The organism is Rhodococcus sp. NPDC003348 (assembly GCF_053589375.1).
On sequence record NZ_JBSFRT010000009.1, the window covers coordinates 72,794 to 90,358 of the forward strand.

The window sequence follows — 17,565 nt, forward strand, 5'->3', positions numbered from 1 at the left end:
ACGAGGGAGAGGAAGCGCCGGCCTCCTTTCCAGAAGTGTGATGGTGATGTCGAGGAAACGTGTCAGTGGGGTCGGTTAGCGTGCCGGGCATGGGGATCGAGGTGGTGCGCTACAACTACCGGTTGCGGCCGGGAGCCACCGCCGAGCATGCCTTGCTCGAGGAGTGGCATCGCTGCCGCTTCCTGTGGAACGAAGCCGTCCACCGGTTCAGTTCTGGTGTTCAGCCGACGTTTGCGAAACTCAGTAAGCAGTTGACCGAAGCCCGGGCACGCTCGTCGTGGCTGCGGGACGGTTCCCAGGTGGCCCAGCAGCAGATGCTGCGCACCTACGCGAAGGCGTTGGAGGACTCGTTCACGGTCAAAGGGCGGGGCCGACCCCGCTTCAAGGTGCGGAAGAAATCCTTGCCGTCGCTCGAGTACACCCGTCGCGGGTTCCGGATCCGTGACGGCCGGTTGGTGTTGCCCAAAGGTGTGAGTATTCCTGTGGTGTGGTCGCGGGCACTGCCGTCGGAGCCGACGAGCGTGCGTATCACCCGCGATTCGTTGGGGCATTGGTATGCCTCGTTCGTGGTGACCCGCGGAGCCGAGCCGATCCCGGTGGCCGATCCGGACAGTGGTGTCGGGATCGATTGGGGTGTGACCCGTACCGCCACGGCCACCAAGGAGCGTTTCGATCTGCCGCATCACGGGCACCGGCATCGGTGCGCGGCGGAGTTGGCGAAAGCGCAGCGCCGGATGGCGCGACGCAGCCGCGGGAAAGGGCACGCCCCGTCGAAGGGCTACCGGCAGGCCCGTACGCGTGCCGCGAAGGTGCAGAAGAAGGCGGTCCGGCAGAACCGGCACCACGGCAGGATCTGGGCGAGAACCGTCGTCGACGAACATCACCTCATCGCGGTGGAGGACTTCAAACCCAAGTTTCTGGCGAAATCCACGATGGCACGGAAGGCCGCGGATGCCGCGGTCGCCACGGTGAAACGGGAGTTGATCGAGCAGGGCAGGCGGGCCGGCCGGAAGGTGGTGTTGGTGCGGCCCGCGTACACGAGCATGACGTGTTCGAAGTGTTTCGCGAGAGCCAAGCAACGCCTCGAACTCGATGAACGGACTTTCCGGTGCTGTGCGTGCGGGCACACCGCGTGTCGGGATCGGAACGCTGCCAGGGTGGTTCTGGCTGTGGCGGAGCGTGGCCACACCGGTGTCGACGACGTGAGTCAAGCGGATTACCTCCCCCCGGGTGGTGGTGTGGCTGCGGTCTGAGTCGGAAATCTTCTGCCTTCAGGCAGGAGAGGCGTTAATGAATTGGCATCCTCGTCAGGTCGTGTGGTCGGGTCAGGGGGCACGAGCGCCATGACTCTACCGACGGGATCCTGAGGCGATCCTGAGGCGTTGTTCACGGGTGGCGCACGGCCGACGATCGGGGGACAGTGGACGGGTGAACCTCCCCGGCACGATGACCGGTTGGCGGGTGCGCGAGCCCGGACCGATGCGCAGCAGGCCGCTCGCTCAGCTGACGATGCCGGTTCCCGAGCCCGCGCCGGACGAACTGCTCGTCCGGGTCCTGGTGTGCGGCGTGTGCCGCACCGACCTGCACGTGACCGAGGGCGATCTTCCGGTGCACCGGGCGTCCGTCGTACCCGGGCACGAGGTGGTCGGGGAGGTCGTCGGCTGGGGCGACCGGGCCGGGGAGGGGTTCGGGTTGGGGGACCGGGTCGGCATCGGCTGGCTGCGCGGCACCTGCGGAGTATGTCGTTACTGTCTGCGCGGCGACGAGAACCTGTGTCCTGATTCGCGATACACCGGCTGGGACGTCGACGGTGGCTACGCGCAGTACGCGGTGGTGCCCGCGGCCTTCGCGCACCGGCTGCCGGACGGCTACCTGGACGAGGAGCTGGCGCCGCTGTTGTGCGCCGGGATCATCGGCTACCGCGCCCTGAAGTGTGCCGTTGTCCCGGACGGGGGACGGTTGGGGATCTACGGATTCGGCGGCAGCGCGCACCTGGCCGCGCAGGTCGCCCTGGCCCGCGGCGCCGAGGTGCACGTGATGACAAGGGGGGAGCGCGCTCAGCGACTGGCTCTCGAACTCGGCGTGGCGTCGGTGCAGGGCCCGTCGGATCCGCCGCCGGTGCCGCTGGATTCGGCGATCCTGTTCGCTCCGGTCGGCACCCTGGTCCCGCCCGCGCTGGCCGCGCTGGACCGCGGCGGCACCCTCGCGGTCGCCGGCATCCACCTGACCGACGTGCCGCGGCTGAACTACCATCAGCACCTGTTCCAGGAGCGGACGCTGCGCTCGGTCACCGCGAACACCCGGGCCGACGCCCGCGAGTTCCTCGAATTCGCCGGTCGCCACCGGCTTCTCGTCACCGCCAACGCCTACACCCTCGACGAGGCGGATCGCGCGCTCACCGACCTGAGGGAGGGTCGAGTCGTGGGGGCGGCCGTGCTCATCGCCGGCTGACGGTGGTCGAGCGAGCGTGCGTGCAGCCAGGCCCGTTTGCCACGGTGTCGCCCCTCCCGCAATCTCTCGGCGCCGCACTGCCCGAGCCCCCCGCGTCTCCCCGGGCGGCGGAGCGGGGACGGCGACTCCGCGATCTCGAGGTCAATCCTCCCGTGTCGTAACGGCATTGACCGTGTGGTGGGGCGGTGGCGACGCGCCCGGGGAGTGCAGTGAAGCGGCGCGTGACGCCGATGTCCCTGTTATCGTTCGGCAAACCCAGTTTCGAATCTCGACGAAGAATGCCGGTTCTTTCGACGGTTACGGAAGGTGGAGTTATGTGTACGAGGGTGATCTGGCCGGACGCCGCGGGAGCCGTGCTCGTCGGGCGCAACATGGATTATCACCGAGACACCGGGACGAATCTGTGGTCGCTCCCCCGGGGAATCGAGCGCAACGACGGCGTCGGCGGTTCGCTCGCCTGGACCGCGAAGTATGGCAGTGTCGTCGCCGGTGCGTTCGACATGATGACCGTGGACGGCATGAACGAGGCGGGACTGGCGGGCCACATCCTCTGGCTCGCGGAATCCGAGTACGGCACCCATGACGCGTCGCGACCGGGCCTGAGCATGGCGGTCTGGCTGCAGTACTTCCTGGACAATTTCTCCACGGTCGCGGACGCCGCGGCGTGGATCATCGAGTCCCAGGTGCAGGTCGTACCGCTCGGAGATCCGGCGACCGGCGAGGTGCCCGCGGTGCATCTCGCACTCGACGACGCGACCGGCGACTCGGCGATCATCGAGTACATCGACGGCAAGGCCACCGTCTGGCACGACCGCGAGTATCGCGTGATGACCAATTCCCCCACCTACGACAAGCAGCTCGAGCTGCTCAAGGAGGTCGACGGCTTCGGTGGCGACAAGCCCCTGCCCGGGACCACGCTCGCAGCCGACCGCTTCGCGCGCGCCGCCTACTACGTGGGCCGGTTGCCCGAACCCAAGACCGAGGTCGAGGCGGTCGCGGGAATGTTCAGCGTCATCCGCAACGCCGCGCAGCCCTTCCGGATCCCCGATCCCGACAAGCCGTATGCGTCGCAGACGATTTGGCAGACCGTCGCAGACCTGACCAACAAGCGGTACGTCTTCGACTCGACCACCCGGCCCAACATCGTGTGGGTGGACCTCGACAAGCTGGACTTCGGTGAGGGTGCGCCTGCGGGCAGGCTCGACCTGATGGGGGATACGTCGCTCGAGGGCGGTCTCGCCGGAAACGTCACCGGCCGCTTCGAGGAAACCGCGCCGATGCAGTTCCTGACCCTGCCGTCCTGATCCGGGACAGCGGTTGAACACTCACATTGGCTGCATGATCTCCGAGGGGTGCACACATGGATACCGCCGACCAGCAGCCCCTCGTCGGGGAAGCACCTGAGAACACGGGCGAAGCTCTCCTCCGAGCGAGCTGGTTGCCACTGGCGCTGGTGTGTTTCACCGGTCTCGTCTCGGTCTTCAACGCATCGGTGCTGCCGATGGCGATCAGCGGGGTTGTCGAGGGCCTGGACACCACGATCTCGAACGTGCAGTTGGCGATCGTCGCGTACGGGGTGTTCGTGGCCGCCTTCACGGTCACGGGCGGCAAGATCAGCGGAGTCCTGGGTGCCAGGAACACCCAGCTGCTCGGCTTGACCGTCTACGCGGCCGGCATGCTGACCTGCTTTCTGGCACCGGCTGTCTCGGTGCTGATCGCCGGCGAAGCGGTCGCCGGCCTCGGCGGTGCTCTGCTGGTGCCCAACGCGCTGGCGATTCTCGGTCAGGCCTACTCGGGCACTCAGCGCACCGTTGCGGTGTCGATCTTGGCGGGCACCACCGGTATCGGTGCCGCGCTCGCGCTTCTGGCCGGTGGATTCCTCGTGCAGACCTGGGGCTGGCGGGCGCCCTTCCTGCTCCTGCTCGTCGTCATCGCGGGAACGATCGTCATCGCGCTCCGCGTCGTCCTTCCCCGAACGCCGTTCGCGGGCACCATCGACAAGACGAGCATCGCGCTGTCCGCCGTCGGTGTGCTCCTGCTGGTCGCCGCGATCAACCAGATCGGGTCGTGGGGCCTTCTCCTCGCCGCCGAGTCCGCGCCGGTGAGCGTGCTCGGCCTGTCACCCGTACTGGCGTTGCTGTTGCTCGGGGTCCTTGTCCTGCACGTGTTCGCGGCCCGCCAGCACTCCCTGCTCGACGACGGCCGGACGGCCCTGCTCGATCCCCAGGTCTGGGGGTCGGGGCTCAACCGCGCCTGCCTGAGTGGTCTGGTGGCGGTGAACCTGTTGATGGCCGGCGTGAGCTACCTGCTGCCGTTGTACACCCAGATGGTGCTGGGGAAGAGCCCGATGGGATCGGCTCTGATGCTGGTGCCGATCTCCCTGGCCGCGCTCGTCTCTGCCGCTGCCACACCGGTTTTGATGAGGCTGGTCGCGTGCCGCCGGCTGTTGACCGGTGCCCACGTGCTCGCGGCCGCGTCGGTGATCCTGCTGGCACTGACCATCTCGAACCAGTGGTCGGGCGGGTGGACCTGGCTCAGCGAGGTGTGCCTGGGTCTCGGTATCGGAGTCGGGTTGAGTGCGGGCAGTGCCCTTCTCATGGAGACCAGCCCGCCGTCGCTCTCCGGCGAGATCGGCAGCGCACGGGGTATGGCGAACTTCCTCGGGCTCTGCACCGGCACCGCCGTCGCGGGAGCCGTACTGATGGCCGTGCTCGCCCAGTCCGCCTCGAACCGGGTCGCCGACGACCCGGATCTGCGGTCCGACAGCAGGATCGAGGTGACCACCAGTTCGGTCAGCTTCGTCGAGAACGACGACCTCCGCGGCCGTCTCGCCGGACTGGAGCTGACCACGGCGCAGCTCGACCGGGCGGTGGGGATCAACGTCGAATCCAGACTGGTCGCCCTGCGCGCGAGCCTCTTCGTGCTCGGGCTGGCCGTACTGCTGCCGATCGTGACCTTCCGGCACCTGCCCGCTCGTCGGGAACAGGAGGAGTGAACGGCTTCGTCGGCAGCGCGCGCCGGGCCGATCAGGGTCGCGTCTCGAGGTCGTTCCCCGGCGCGATCGCGCCGCAGTCGGTGGGAGCGGGCAGCCCGGCGAAGCGGTCGCCCAGCCAGATGAATGCCTCCGGCGCCCAGGCGGCCATCGTGGGCACGTGGCTCAGTCCGTCGTACTGGGCGTACCGGATCTCGGTGTTGCCGGTGGCGCAGTACTGGCGGGCGAGGGCGCGCACGTCGCCCGCGACCATGACGCCGTCGCCGGGGCCGACGTTCGGCTTGTCGCCCGGGGTGCCTTCGATGACTCCGTTGGCGCCCTGGCCGATGAACATCGGAACCGTCGGGGTGGGGGCCTGGCCGAGGTTGACCTTGGCCGCCGCGGTCATGAACGGTTCGACGCTCGCCGGGTCCGCGTACTCGGGCTTGACCAGCTGCTGCCACGTCAGTCCGGGGTATTGGAAGAGGACGTTGGCGATCGACGCGTCCTGGATCCGGGTGAACAGCCGCTTGCCCTCGTCGTTGAGGTATTCGGAGAAGTCGATGTCGTAGGAGCGCGCGATACCGGCGATCGCCATCAATGCCACGCCGGACCAGCCGGTGCTGCCGCTGATGTAGGTCAGGTTGCGTGCGGGGTTGACGAGCACCCCGGCTTCGGCCGCGCCGACGAGGTTCTCGTTCACGTCGGGGGCGTAGTCGGGCGCCAGTGCGGCGGCCCAGTTGGTGGCGATGGCCCCACCGGAGTAGCCGAACAGTCCGACGCGGGTGCCGGCGTCGAGGCCCGTCTCGGTTGAGCGGGTGGCCGCGCGGATGGAGTCGAGGGTGTTCATGCCGTATTCGGGTCCGGCGGCGAAATCCGCGTTCTGGCCTTCGGTGTCGGCGACGATGACCGTGTACCCCTGGGCGAGGAGTACGGCGACGAACTGGGCCTCCGAGGCGTTGACCGCGCCGCCGAAGGAGAAGTCCCCCGCGATCGCGCGCGACGGACTGTCGGCCGGGTTCATCGAGTCGTAGAACGATTGGTAGGCAACGGCCTTGGTTGGGTCGACGCCGGCGGGCGGCTTCAGCACCGAGGTGACGTTGGTGGTCGGTCGGCCCTGGGCGTCGGTCGTGCGGTACACGAGTTGGACCGCGGTGACCGGGGTGGGCAGGCTCGCGACGTGGTAGGGCATCGATCGGGTCGCAAGGACCGTGCCGGGTTCGATCGCGGCCAGGGGGGTGCCGTCGGTGTAGGTGTAGAAGGGGTCGGTCGTCGCCTGCGCAGCGGGAGCGATTCCTGCTGAGACGGCCATGGTCACCGATACGGCCGCCACCGCTCGTGCGACGGTCCGCGTCCTCGTCATCTGCACCTGTTCAACCTCCCCTGTGTGGACGTGACGGCTGTCACGTCGCGCAGGGAGATTACCGATCGGTAACCGGATCGACAAGAGCAAACTGGACAGATCCTGTTCGAGTGTCAGATGCGCGGGAGGGCCGAGCGAACCTGCCACCGCCACGGTGAGGGTGCTGGGTCAGGGCGAATCCGGCCCGCCGTCGGCGCGGGGGCGGCGGGGCCAGAGGAACCCGACCATGCCGGTGATCGCGAGGGTTAGTACTGCGGTGACGATCATCGTCCGACCCACACCGGTGGAGAAGGCGTCCACGGCCGCGGCGGTGACGTGCTCGGCGAGGTCGGCGGGGAGGGAGGCGAGGGCGTCCGCGAAGGACGACGAGTCGACCAGAGCGCGGTGGGCCTGGTCGACGTCGTCAGGCGTCAGGCCCGCCGCGTCGATCGCCTCCCGGCTGCCGGCGACGGTGAAGCCGCGGGCGAACGCGGTGAGCACCGCGACGCCGAGCGCCCCGCCGACCATGCTCGACATCTTGAACACCCCGGCCGCGGTTCCTGCCAGTGTCGCAGGGACGTCACCGACCGCGGTGTTCGAGATCGGGGTCGAAAGAAGGCCGAGGCCGAGCCCGATGACGATCAGCGCGGCCGTGACCAGCCACATGCTCGAATCCGAGTGCAGCGGCGCGAAGATCGCGAAACCGGTGGCCATCACCACCAGTCCGACCAGGACCGGGAATCGTGCGCCGCGCGTCGCCTCGAGCCTGCTGCCGAGCGGGATGAACGCGAAGATGCCGATCACCGCCGGCAGCATCAGCAGCCCGGCCTGCACCGCGCTGTAGCCGCGGGCGTTCTGCAGCCACAACACCAGTAGGTAGCTGAGGCCGGCGTAGGCGAGGTTCATCGTCAGGTTCGCGGTCAGTGCGCCGTCGAAGGGGCGCAGCCGGAACAGGGAGAGATCGACCAGCGGCTCGGCCACCCGGCGTTCGATCACGACCCAGCCGAGGGCGAGCGCGACCGTGGCGACCAGCAGGGTGATCACCAGCGGGGACGTCCAGCCGGCGCTGGGGCCGTCCGTCAGTGCGTACAGCAGTGCGAACACGGCCAGGCCGATGGTCGCCAGGCCGAGCCGGTCGACGCGGCTGGACGCATTCGGGTCCGCCGACTCGGGCGTCACCGAACGGACCACCGCGTATGCGGCCAGTCCGAGCGGCACGTTGATCCAGAACAGCCACGCCCAGCCCACCGTGTCGGTGATGACCCCGCCGATCGCGGGCGCGACGGCCTGCCCGCCCCACGCCACGGCCTGCCACACCCCGAACGCGGTCAGCTGCGCCGCCCCGGAGAACTGGGGTGGGATCAGGGCCAGCGTCGCGGGCAGGATCAGCGCCGCGCCGATGCCCATCAGTCCGCGGCCGACGATGAGCGTGCCGACGTCGGGGGCGAGCGCCGCGACGACGGAGAACCCGGCGAACAGCAGGATGCCGAGCTGCAGCATGCGACGCCTGCCGAAGACGTCCCCGAACTTGCCGGCGGCGATCACCAGGGCGCCCGTCACGAGGCTGAACGCGTTGTTGGCCCACGACAGCGCGGACAGGTCCGCGCCGAAGTCGTCCGCGATCGTGGGGATCGCCACCCCGAGGTCGGCGAAGGCCAGCCACACCAGCCCGGCGGCGGTGCAGATGGCAGCGAGGGAGACCCAGCGCCGGCTCGGCGCCGTGTCCGGGGTGACGGTCCGGGTCTCGTCGGTCATTTCGTCGGCCCCCTCTGTCACGCGACGGCTGTCCGACAGTGTGCTCGCGGCATGGAGGCCGGTGGTTCACCCGGAAGGGGTGATCCGGGTTGACGCCGGACCCCACCTCGGGCCACTATGGGAACAAATGTTCGAAGCATCCTTCCCCTGCTTCGGCGCGGTCGGTGAACGCCGACGCAGTCGAGACGGGAGGAGCTTGCGGTGGGTTGGAACAACGGGCCGCCGACATGGTCGGAGATGGAACGGGTGCTCTCGGGGCGCTCGGGCCGCAACCCGCCGGAGGCCATGTACCCCGGTGACGGCAGCGACAGCCCGGCATGGTCCCGCAAACGCGGTGTCTACCAGGCCGATCGCATCGTTTCGGAGGTCGGCCCGGTCGTGCCCTACGCGGAACTGCACGCGCACTCCGCGTTCAGCTTCCTCGACGGCGCCGGGCAGCCGGAGGAACTGGTGGAGGAGGCGGTTCGCCTCGGGCTCGAGGCGATCGCCCTGACCGACCACGACGGGCTCTACGGGGTGGTCCGGTTCGCGGAAGCCGCGAAGGAGCTGCGCGTGCGGACCGTCTTCGGTGCCGAGTTGTCGCTTCCGGCAACGGGTGCCGTGGCCGCGCCACCGCGCACCGGGATCCCGGACCCGGACGGCGCCCACCTGCTGGTGCTGGCCCGCGGGCAGGAGGGCTACCGGCGGCTGTCCCGGCAGATCGCCGCCGCGCACCTGGCGGGCGGGCAGAAAGGCAATCCGCGCTACGACCTCGACACCCTGACCGAGGCCGCCGGTGGGCACTGGCAGATTCTCACCGGATGTCGCAAGGGTCACGTGCGTGCAGCGCTCGAGGCCGGCGGATTGTCCGCCGCCGAGGTCGAATTACGCTCACTGGTCGAGAGATTCGGCGCCGACCGGGTTGCGGTCGAGCTCACCGCGCAGGGGGTCGTCGAGGACGACGAACGCAACGCCGCGCTGGCCGAACTCGCTCACCGCTGCGGTCTGCCGGTCGTCGCGACCACCGCTGCCCACTTCGCCGCACCCGACCGGAGCCGTCTGGCGATGGCGATGGCCGCGGTCCGCGCCCGCCGGTCCCTCGACGAGGCCGCCGGCTGGCTCGCCCCCACCGGGGGTGCCCACCTGCGCTCCGGTGCCGAGATGACCCGGCTGTTCGCCGACCACCCGTCGGCGGTGCCGACGGCGGCCGAACTCGGCCGGGAGTGCGCGTTCGACCTCGCGCTCATCGCGCCGAAGCTGCCGCCGTTCGACGTGCCCGACGGGCACACCGAGGACACGTGGCTGCGGGAACTGACCATGGCAGGCGCCCGCCGCCGCTACGGCACCCCCGGCGAGCGGCCCGACGCCTACCGACAGATCGAGCACGAGCTGGGAATCGTTGCGCAACTGGGGTTCCCGGGATACTTCCTGGTGGTGCACGACATCGTCTCGTTCTGCAAGCGCAGCGACATCCTCTGTCAGGGTCGCGGCTCGGCGGCCAACTCGGCAGTCTGCTACGCCATCGGCATCACCAACGTGGACCCGGTCGGCAACAAACTGCTCTTCGAGCGGTTCCTGTCCCCGGAGCGGGACGGTCCGCCGGACATCGACGTCGATATCGAGTCGGACCGGCGCGAGGAGGCCATCCAGTACGTCTACAACCGGTACGGACGCGAGTACGCCGCGCAGGTCGCGAACGTCATCACCTATCGCGGCAAGATGGCGGTGCGGGACATGGCCCGCGCCCTCGGTTACTCGCAGGGCCAGCAGGACGCGTGGAGCAAACAGGTCAGCCGGTGGTCCGGCGTGAAGGACGAGACGGGAACCGACATCCCGCGGGCCGTTCTCGACCTGGCCGGTGAGATCGAGGGTTTCCCGAGGCATCTGGGTATCCACTCGGGAGGCATGGTGATCTGCGATCGGCCGATCGCGGACGTGTGCCCGGTCGAGTGGGCGAGGATGGAGAACCGCAGTGTCCTGCAGTGGGACAAGGACGACTGCGCGGCGGTCGGGCTGGTCAAGTTCGACCTGCTCGGCCTCGGCATGCTCTCCGCACTGCACTACATGATCGACCTGGTTGCCGAGCACAAGGGTGTCGAGGTGGACCTGGCGCATCTGGACCTGTCCGAGGCGGCGGTCTACGAGATGCTGTGCCGCGCCGACTCGGTGGGTGTGTTCCAGGTGGAGTCGCGGGCCCAGATGGCGACGCTGCCGCGTCTGAAGCCGCGCACGTTCTACGACCTGGTGGTGGAGGTGGCGCTGATCCGGCCCGGTCCGATTCAGGGCGGCTCGGTGCATCCCTACATCCGGCGGCGCAACGGCCGCGAACCCGTCACCTACGACCACCCCAGCCTGGAGCACTCGCTCGAACGGACCCTCGGGGTGCCGCTGTTCCAGGAACAGTTGATGCAGATGGCCGTCGACGTCGCCGGGTTCACCGCCGCGGAGGCGGATCGGTTGCGGCGGGCAATGGGCTCGAAACGGTCCCCGCAGAAGATGGAGCGGCTCAAGGGTCGGCTGTACGAGGGCATGCGGGAGTTGCACGGCATCACCGGCGAGGTCGCCGACCGGATCTACGAGAAGCTGTACGCCTTCGCGAATTTCGGTTTCCCCGAAAGTCATTCGCAGTCGTTCGCCTCGTTGGTGTTCTACTCTGCGTGGTTCAAGCTGCACCACCCCGCCGCGTTCTGCGCCGGTCTGCTGCGCGCGCAGCCGATGGGCTTCTACTCGCCGCAGTCGCTGGTCGCCGACGCCCGTAGGCACGGTGTGGTGGTGCACGGCCCGGACGTGAACTTCAGCCTCGCCTACGCGGGCCTGGAGCAAGGCGGCACCGAGGTCCGGCTGGGGCTCGGTGAGGTGCGGCACATCGGGTCCGCGCTGGCGGAGGAGATCGTCGCCGCCCGAGTGGAGGGCGGCCCGTTCGCCTCGCTGCTCGACCTGACCGGCCGGGTGGAACTGACCACCGCGCAGGCGGAGTCGCTGGCCACGGCGGGCGCGCTCGCCGGTTTCGCCGGGACCCGCAGACAGGCGCTGTGGGCGGCCGGGGCCGCGGCGGGGGAGCGGCCCGACCGGCTGCCGGGTACCGGGGCCTCGGTGACCGCGCCGACGCTGCCCGGGATGAGCGACGTGGAACTGGCGGCTGCCGACGTGTGGGCGACCGGGGTCTCGCCGGACTCGTACCCGACCCAGTTCCTGCGGCCGCAGCTCGACGCGCTGGGGGTGGTCCCGGCGTCGCGGCTGCTTTCGGTGCCGGATGGGGACCGGGTGCTGGTCGGCGGGGCGGTCACGCACCGGCAGCGGCCCGCGACCGCGGCGGGCGTCACCTTCATCAACCTCGAGGACGAGACCGGGATGGTCAACGTCGTTTGCTCGGTGGGGCTGTGGGCGCGGTACCGCACCCTCGCGCACACCGCGCCGGCGCTGCTGGTGCGTGGTCGGGTGCAGAACGCGGAGGGTGCGGTGACGGTGGTCGCAGACCGGCTGCAGCGGATGGACCTGCGGATGGCCGGAAGGTCCCGTGACTTCCGCTGACGCCGGCGTGACCCGCGCCACCCCCGTGCGTTGTGGGGAACAGGGCCCGCCGCACTCTGGTTCAGATACCCCAGGGGGTATGCTTGCCTCTGGATCCGAGGAAGGGAGTCGACGTGAAGGTCGTCATCGTGGGTGGCGTCGCCGGCGGAATGTCCGCCGCGACCAGGCTGCGCCGGCTGAACGAGGACGCGCAGATCGTGGTGTTCGAGCGGGGAGCGCACGTCTCGTTCGCCAACTGCGGCCTGCCGTACTACGCGGGCGGGGTGATCGAGGACCGTGAGGCGCTGTTGCTGCAGACGCCGGAGTCCCTCGCGGCCCGGTTCGAGCTCGACGTGCGCGTGCGCACCGAGGTGACCGCGATCGACCCCGCCGCGCGCACCGTCACGGTGCGCGACCTGGCCACCGGCGCCGAGACGGTCGAGTCCTACGACGAACTCGTCCTCAGCCCCGGCGCGAACCCGATCGTCCCGGACATTGCCGGTGTCGAGCGCGCGCTGGTGCTGCGTGACGTCGACGACGTGGACCGTCTGGTCGGTGCGCTCGACGCGCAGGCCGCGACGAACGACGCGGCCCATGTCCCTGCCCGGACCGCGGTGATCGTCGGGGCCGGCTTCATCGGCGTGGAACTGGCCGAGAACCTGCGCCGCCGCGGCCTCGACGTCACGATCGTCGAACTCGCCGACCAGGTGCTCGCGCCGCTCGACCCGGAGATGGCCGCGCCCGTCGCGGACGAGTTGCGTGCCAACGGGGTTCGGATCGAACTCGGCACCCAGGTCACCGCGGTCGGCGCCGACGACGTCACGCTGTCCGACGACCGGGTCCTGCCCGCGGACGTCGTGGTGATGGCGATCGGCGTGCGTCCGGAATCCGGGCTCGCGGTCGCGGCGGGCATCGCGATCGGTCCCCGCGGCGGCATCGCGGTCGACGAGCGGATGCGCACCTCCGCCGAGCACGTCTACGCGGTCGGTGACGCGGTCGAGAAGATCGACGCCGTCTCCGGTCAGCCCGGACTCGTTCCGCTGGCCAACCCGGCGAACCGGCAGGGCCGGCTGGTCGCGGACGTGATCTCCGGGCTGCCGGTGCGTCCGCGTCCTGTCGTCGGCACCGCGATCGTCGGCGTGTTCTCCCTGATGGTCGCCGCCGTGGGCTGGAACGAGAAGCGGCTGCGGGTCGCGGGTCGGCCCTACCGCGCGATCCACACCCACCCGCAGTCGCACGCCGGGTACTACCCCGGAGCCCAGGGGATGTCCCTCAAGCTCCTCGTGGACCCGGACACCGACGCGATCCTCGGCGCCCAGGGCGTCGGTGGGGAGGGTGTCGACAAGCGCATCGACGTGATCGCGACCGCGATGGTCGGCGGCATCGCCGCGTCCGAACTCGCCGACCTGGAACTCGCATACGCGCCGCAGTTCGGCTCCGCGAAGGATCCGGTGAACATGCTCGGTTACATCGCAGACAACCTGCGGAGCGGGACCGCCGCGACGGTCCAGTGGCACGAGTTGCCCGCTGCGCTGGACGCAGGCGCCGCGCTCGTCGACGTTCGCACGCCCGAGGAGTTCGCGGCCGGGTCGATCCCCGGTGCCGTCAACATCGAACTCGACGCGCTGCGGGGGCGGGCCGACGAGCTGCCCGCCGGTGAGCTCGTCGTGACCTGCCAGGTCGGCCAGCGCGGGCACACCGCGGCCCGCATCCTGCGCCAGCTCGGTCGCGACGTCCGCAACCTGGACGGCGGGTACCGCACCTGGAGCGCCGGGCGCGCTCACGCGGACGTCCTCGTCTGACCCACCCTTTCGGGAATTGCCCCCGGTTCATCGGGGGCTTTTTCCGGCCCGGTCATATACCCCCACCCGTATTTACGAGAAGGATGTTCAATGCCATGACCACCACCGACACCGACAAGAACGCCCCGCCGCGGGAGCAGGTGCACGGCCTGATGGCGCGACTCGGCGCCACGATGGCCGACCGCTTCAAGCTCGTCGTCATCGCCTGGATCGCCGTCGTCGTCGCGCTGGGCGCCGCCGCGCCCAGCGTGTTCAGCTCGCTCGCCGGCGCAGGCTGGCAGGCCGACGGCTCCGAGTCCGTCCAGGTCCGCGAGCTCGCGCAGGAGCACTTCGGCGGCACCGGATCCGACGCGCTGCAGGTTGTCGTGCACTCCGAGACACACACGGTGGACGACCCCGAGATGGCGGCCGCGATCGCCGGCGTCACCGGCGTCCTCGACGCCGACTCCCGCATCTCCCAGGTGGTGCCGCCGCAGCCGGGCATGACGATCAGCCCCGACGGGCACACCGCGATCGTGCTCGGCGGCGCGGGCGCCGACCCGAACACGATGGTCACCGCCGCCGGCGACCTCGCCGACCCGCTCGCCGCGGTCGCCACGGACAACATCGAGATCCACCCCACCGGTGCGTCGGCGCTGTGGAGCGACTTCAACGCCGCCAACCACGACGCGATGATCAAGGCCGAGTTGTTCTCCTGGCCGGTCACCCTCGCGATCATGGTGCTCGCGTTCGGCTCCCTGGTCGCGGCGGGTCTGCCGCTGCTGCTGACGATGGCCGGTCTGGTCGCGTCTGCGGGCGCGCTGGTGCTGCTGAACGAGCTCACTCCGATCTCGGTGTGGGCGATGAACTTCGCGATGATGTTCGCCCTCGCGCTCGGCATCGACTACGCGCTGTTCCTGGTCGTCCGCTTCCGGGACGCGCTGCGTAACGGCGCGAGCTCCCGGATGGCCGTCGCCGAGACGATGGCGACCGCGGGCAAGGCGGTGCTGCTGTCCGGCTTGACGGTGCTCGTCAGCCTGTCGGCGGTGCTGCTGGTGCCCGCCCCAGCGGTGCGCACCATGGCGGTCGGCATCATGCTGGCCGTGGTGTTCGTGCTCGCCGCGACTCTGACCCTGCTGCCCGCGGTGCTGGGCAAGCTGGGCGGCAAGGTGAACAAGGGGGCGCTGCCGTACGCCAAGCGTCAGGAGCACCGGTCGCCGGTGTTCTCCCGCTGGGGTGCGCTGGTGAACCGTCGGCCGTGGCCGCTCGCCATCGGCGCGCTGATCGTCCTGGTGTTGCTCTCGATCCCGGTGTTCGGCCTGAAGGTGGCCATGCCGTCGATCCAGGTCGTGCCCGAGGACGCCGCCGTGCGGCAGGGCTACGAGATCGTGCAGGAACAGATGGGTGCAGGCGTGCCCGGCACGCTGCAGATCGTCGCGAACGCACAGGACGCCGACGAGGTGGCGCGGGTCGCCGCCACCACCGAGGGCGTCGCGATGGTGAGCCCGGCCATGCCTGCGGCCGACGACTCCGGCCTGGTGCTGCTTCAGGCGGTCCCGGACGTCGATCCGTCCGACCCCGCGCTGGCAGGCACGCTGGACCGGCTGCGGGCGGACCTGCCCGAATCGGCAGTGGTCGGCGGCGCCCCCGCCGAGAACCTCGACCTGCAGCAGGCGCTGAACGACTACCTGCCGATCGTGATGGCGGTGATCCTGGTCCTGGGCTTCCTGTTGCTGCTGATCGCGCTGCGTGCGCCGCTGGTGGCGCTGATGGGCACGGTCGTCAGCCTGCTGTCCACCGGTGCCGCGTTCGGAGTGGCGAAGCTGATCTTCCAGGACGGTCACGGCGCGGGCCTGCTCGGCTTCGAGCCCCAGGGCTTCCTCGACGGCTGGGGGCCGGTGTTCTTCTTCGCGATGATCTTCGCGATCGCGATGGACTACACGGTGTTCCTGCTCTCGACCGTCAAGGAGCACTACGAGCGCACCGGTGACGCCGCGGCCGCACAGGTCGAGGGCATGGCGCACTCGGGACGGGTCATCTTCGCGGCCGCTGCGGTGATGGTCGGCGTGTTCTTCAGTTTCGCGCTCGCCGAGCCGCTGCCGCCCAAGGAGATGGGCATCATCCTCGGCGTCGCGGTGCTGCTCGACGCGGTCCTGGTCCGGCTGGTGCTGCTGCCCGCGCTGCTGCGCATCACCGGCCGTGCCGCCTGGTGGTCACCGGCGTGGCTGCGTCGCCTGCTGCCCGAGATCAGCTTCTCGCACGGCTGAGTTCGCGGTCGGTTCGATGGACGGCTGCGCCGTCAGTGCTCCGGATCGGGCTCGACGTCCGCGTCCGCGTCCGATCCGGAGCCGGCGTCGGTGTCGGGTTCGGGTTCGGTGTCGGGTTCGGTGTCGAGGGCGCTGACCGCGATGCCGTACGGCAGGAACCGGACGCGCCGGTGGGAGTCGGTGTTGCTCTTGTTCGCCCGCAGCGCGTCGAGTTCGGTGGCGTACACCTGCTCGACCGTCGCGGCGCCGTCGTCGCCGACGACGAAGACCGCCCAGACCCCGTCGGCGGCCGGTCGGCTGTCCTTCCGGCGTGGATAGGTCGCCGTCCACCCGGGGCCGCTCGACCGCACCGTCTCGAACCCGGCTTCACCGAGAAGGTTGCCGAACTTGTCGAAGGCGTCGCGCAGTCCCGCCCCCACCTCACGGGCCAGCCGGTCGAGGTCCTCGGGATCGAATCCGAAGGGCCGGTTCTCGCTCATGGCGTCACTCCTGATGTTCTGGCGGTGGTGCCACCAGTGTGGGCCCGATCACCCGGTAGTGCCAGGAGTTTCACCCAACCCCTTCCCGATACCCCGAGGGGTACCCTGGGGGTAACAGACATCCGAAAAGAAAGTGCAGGTGTCCCATGACCGGAGACGAGGAGAGCATCGCACAGGTGCTGAACCGGCTGCGCCGGGCGCAGGGGCAGCTCGCGGGCGTGATCTCGATGATCGAGAACGGTCGCGACTGCAAGGACGTGGTCACCCAGCTCGCCGCGGTGTCGCGGGCGCTGGACCGGGCCGGGTTCAAGATCGTGGCGACCGGACTGCGGGACTGCCTCGAGGGCACGAACCGGGAGAACCAGGAGCCGATGACCGAGGCGGAGCTCGAGAAGCTCTTCCTCGCGCTGGCGTGACGGGGATGGACGCCGCGGCCTGGGACGAGCGCTACCGGGACCGGCCGGACCCGTGGGGCAGCGAACCCGCGGAGACGATCCGGCAGCGCCTCGCCGGCGCGGCACCCGGCCGCGCGGTGGACCTGGCCTGCGGCGACGGCCGGCACGCCCGGTGGCTGGATCGCCACGGGTGGACGGTCACCGCCGTCGACCACTCCGCGGTCGCCATCGACCAGGCCCGTGACAAGGACACCGACGGCAGGATCGACTGGCAGGTCGGTGACGTCACCTACTGGGCGCCTGCCGGCCCGGTCGACCTGGTGCTGCTGAGCTTCCTGCACCTGCCGATCGCGCTGTTGCGGGAGCTGATCGCGGCCGCTGCCGGGTGGCTGGCCCCCGGCGGCAGGCTGGTGTACCTGGGGCATTCCGCCGAGAACTACCACCGCGGCGTCGGCGGCCCGCCCGACCCGGCGATCCTGCCCGGTATCGCCGACCTCGCGGCCGCGGCCGAGGGCCTGCGGGTCCACGCGCTCGAACACGTGCTGCGCCCCCAGGGCGACGGCACCGCCGTCGACATCCTGCTCGACGCCTCGCCGTGGGAGTTGCCACCGCACCGGTGAACCGGCACGGCACAC

The 17,565-nt window shown here is 69.9% G+C and carries 12 protein-coding genes; 9 read left to right on the plus strand and 3 right to left on the minus strand.

From position 1 onward, the window contains the following. Nucleotides 1–89: 89 nt before the first annotated feature. The 4 genes from ACWDU4_RS08580 to ACWDU4_RS08595 all read left to right on the plus strand — a co-directional run bounded on the left by ACWDU4_RS08580 (nt 90) and on the right by ACWDU4_RS08595 (nt 5,446). Entirely contained in the window at nt 90–1,253 is a 1,164-nt protein-coding gene (locus ACWDU4_RS08580; protein WP_450113454.1) for an RNA-guided endonuclease InsQ/TnpB family protein, read from the plus strand. Nucleotides 1,254–1,446: 193 nt separating this feature from the next. After that, a complete protein-coding gene (locus ACWDU4_RS08585) occupies nt 1,447–2,451 on the plus strand; it encodes a zinc-binding alcohol dehydrogenase family protein (RefSeq protein ID WP_450113545.1) in 1,005 nt (334 codons plus the stop codon). A 314-nt stretch (nt 2,452–2,765) separates the two neighbouring features. Further along, a complete protein-coding gene (locus ACWDU4_RS08590; protein ID WP_450113455.1) occupies nt 2,766–3,755 on the plus strand; it encodes a linear amide C-N hydrolase in 990 nt (329 codons plus the stop codon). A gap of 56 nt (nt 3,756–3,811) precedes the next feature. Then, complete coding sequence (locus tag ACWDU4_RS08595) at nt 3,812–5,446, plus strand: MFS transporter (RefSeq protein WP_450113456.1); 1,635 nt, start codon at nt 3,812–3,814, stop codon at nt 5,444–5,446. Between the two features lie 31 nt (nt 5,447–5,477). On the opposite strand, the gene ACWDU4_RS08600 is transcribed toward ACWDU4_RS08595, so the two are convergent. Both ACWDU4_RS08600 and ACWDU4_RS08605 read right to left on the minus strand, forming a co-directional pair. After that, nucleotides 5,478–6,785, minus strand: a complete 1,308-nt coding sequence (locus ACWDU4_RS08600; protein WP_450113457.1) for a lipase family protein — start codon at nt 6,783–6,785, stop codon at nt 5,478–5,480. Between the two features lie 168 nt (nt 6,786–6,953). Then, a complete protein-coding gene (locus ACWDU4_RS08605) occupies nt 6,954–8,519 on the minus strand; it encodes an MFS transporter (protein WP_450113458.1) in 1,566 nt (521 codons plus the stop codon). Nucleotides 8,520–8,720: 201 nt separating this feature from the next. On the opposite strand from ACWDU4_RS08605, the gene ACWDU4_RS08610 reads away from it, so the two are divergent. The 3 genes from ACWDU4_RS08610 (at nt 8,721) to ACWDU4_RS08620 (ending at nt 16,056) form a co-directional block, all read left to right on the plus strand. Continuing rightward, a complete protein-coding gene (locus ACWDU4_RS08610) occupies nt 8,721–12,029 on the plus strand; it encodes an error-prone DNA polymerase (protein WP_450113459.1) in 3,309 nt (1,102 codons plus the stop codon). Nucleotides 12,030–12,142: 113 nt separating this feature from the next. After that, a complete protein-coding gene (locus ACWDU4_RS08615) occupies nt 12,143–13,810 on the plus strand; it encodes an FAD-dependent oxidoreductase (RefSeq protein WP_450113460.1) in 1,668 nt (555 codons plus the stop codon). A 95-nt stretch (nt 13,811–13,905) separates the two neighbouring features. Then, nucleotides 13,906–16,056, plus strand: coding sequence for an MMPL family transporter (locus ACWDU4_RS08620; protein WP_450113461.1), 2,151 nt, complete (start codon nt 13,906–13,908; stop codon nt 16,054–16,056). Between the two features lie 32 nt (nt 16,057–16,088). Here the strand turns inward: ACWDU4_RS08620 and ACWDU4_RS08625 are convergent, their stop codons facing one another. Beyond that, nucleotides 16,089–16,535 carry a hypothetical protein gene (locus tag ACWDU4_RS08625; RefSeq protein WP_450113462.1) on the minus strand — a complete coding sequence of 149 codons (447 nt, stop codon included), beginning with the start codon at nt 16,533–16,535 and terminating at the stop codon, nt 16,089–16,091. 146 nt (nt 16,536–16,681) lie between these two features. Here ACWDU4_RS08625 and ACWDU4_RS08630 point away from each other — a divergent pair, with 146 nt between their 5' ends. Both ACWDU4_RS08630 and ACWDU4_RS08635 read left to right on the plus strand, forming a co-directional pair. After that, the gene (locus ACWDU4_RS08630) at nt 16,682–16,951 is read left to right on the plus strand and encodes a metal-sensitive transcriptional regulator (RefSeq protein ID WP_450113463.1); all 270 of its coding nucleotides are present in this window, start codon (nt 16,682–16,684) and stop codon (nt 16,949–16,951) included. A 5-nt stretch (nt 16,952–16,956) separates the two neighbouring features. Beyond that, nucleotides 16,957–17,550, plus strand: a complete 594-nt coding sequence (locus ACWDU4_RS08635) for a class I SAM-dependent methyltransferase (protein WP_450113546.1) — start codon at nt 16,957–16,959, stop codon at nt 17,548–17,550. Nucleotides 17,551–17,565 lie beyond the last annotated feature (15 nt).

Bases quoted from the DNA above. Each gene is read 5' to 3' on its own strand.
- ACWDU4_RS08605 (WP_450113458.1), bottom strand. From the start codon at position 8,519: ATGACCGACGAGACCCGGACCGTCACCCCGGACACGGCGCCGAGCCGG.
- ACWDU4_RS08590 (WP_450113455.1), top strand. From the start codon at position 2,766: ATGTGTACGAGGGTGATCTGGCCGGACGCCGCGGGAGCCGTGCTCGTC.
- ACWDU4_RS08585 (WP_450113545.1), top strand. From the start codon at position 1,447: ATGACCGGTTGGCGGGTGCGCGAGCCCGGACCGATGCGCAGCAGGCCG.
- ACWDU4_RS08620 (WP_450113461.1), top strand. From the start codon at position 13,906: ATGACCACCACCGACACCGACAAGAACGCCCCGCCGCGGGAGCAGGTG.
- ACWDU4_RS08580 (WP_450113454.1), top strand. From the start codon at position 90: ATGGGGATCGAGGTGGTGCGCTACAACTACCGGTTGCGGCCGGGAGCC.
- ACWDU4_RS08600 (WP_450113457.1), bottom strand. From the start codon at position 6,785: ATGACGAGGACGCGGACCGTCGCACGAGCGGTGGCGGCCGTATCGGTG.
- ACWDU4_RS08595 (WP_450113456.1), top strand. From the start codon at position 3,812: ATGGATACCGCCGACCAGCAGCCCCTCGTCGGGGAAGCACCTGAGAAC.
- ACWDU4_RS08635 (WP_450113546.1), top strand. From the start codon at position 16,957: ATGGACGCCGCGGCCTGGGACGAGCGCTACCGGGACCGGCCGGACCCG.
- ACWDU4_RS08625 (WP_450113462.1), bottom strand. From the start codon at position 16,535: ATGAGCGAGAACCGGCCCTTCGGATTCGATCCCGAGGACCTCGACCGG.
- ACWDU4_RS08630 (WP_450113463.1), top strand. From the start codon at position 16,682: ATGACCGGAGACGAGGAGAGCATCGCACAGGTGCTGAACCGGCTGCGC.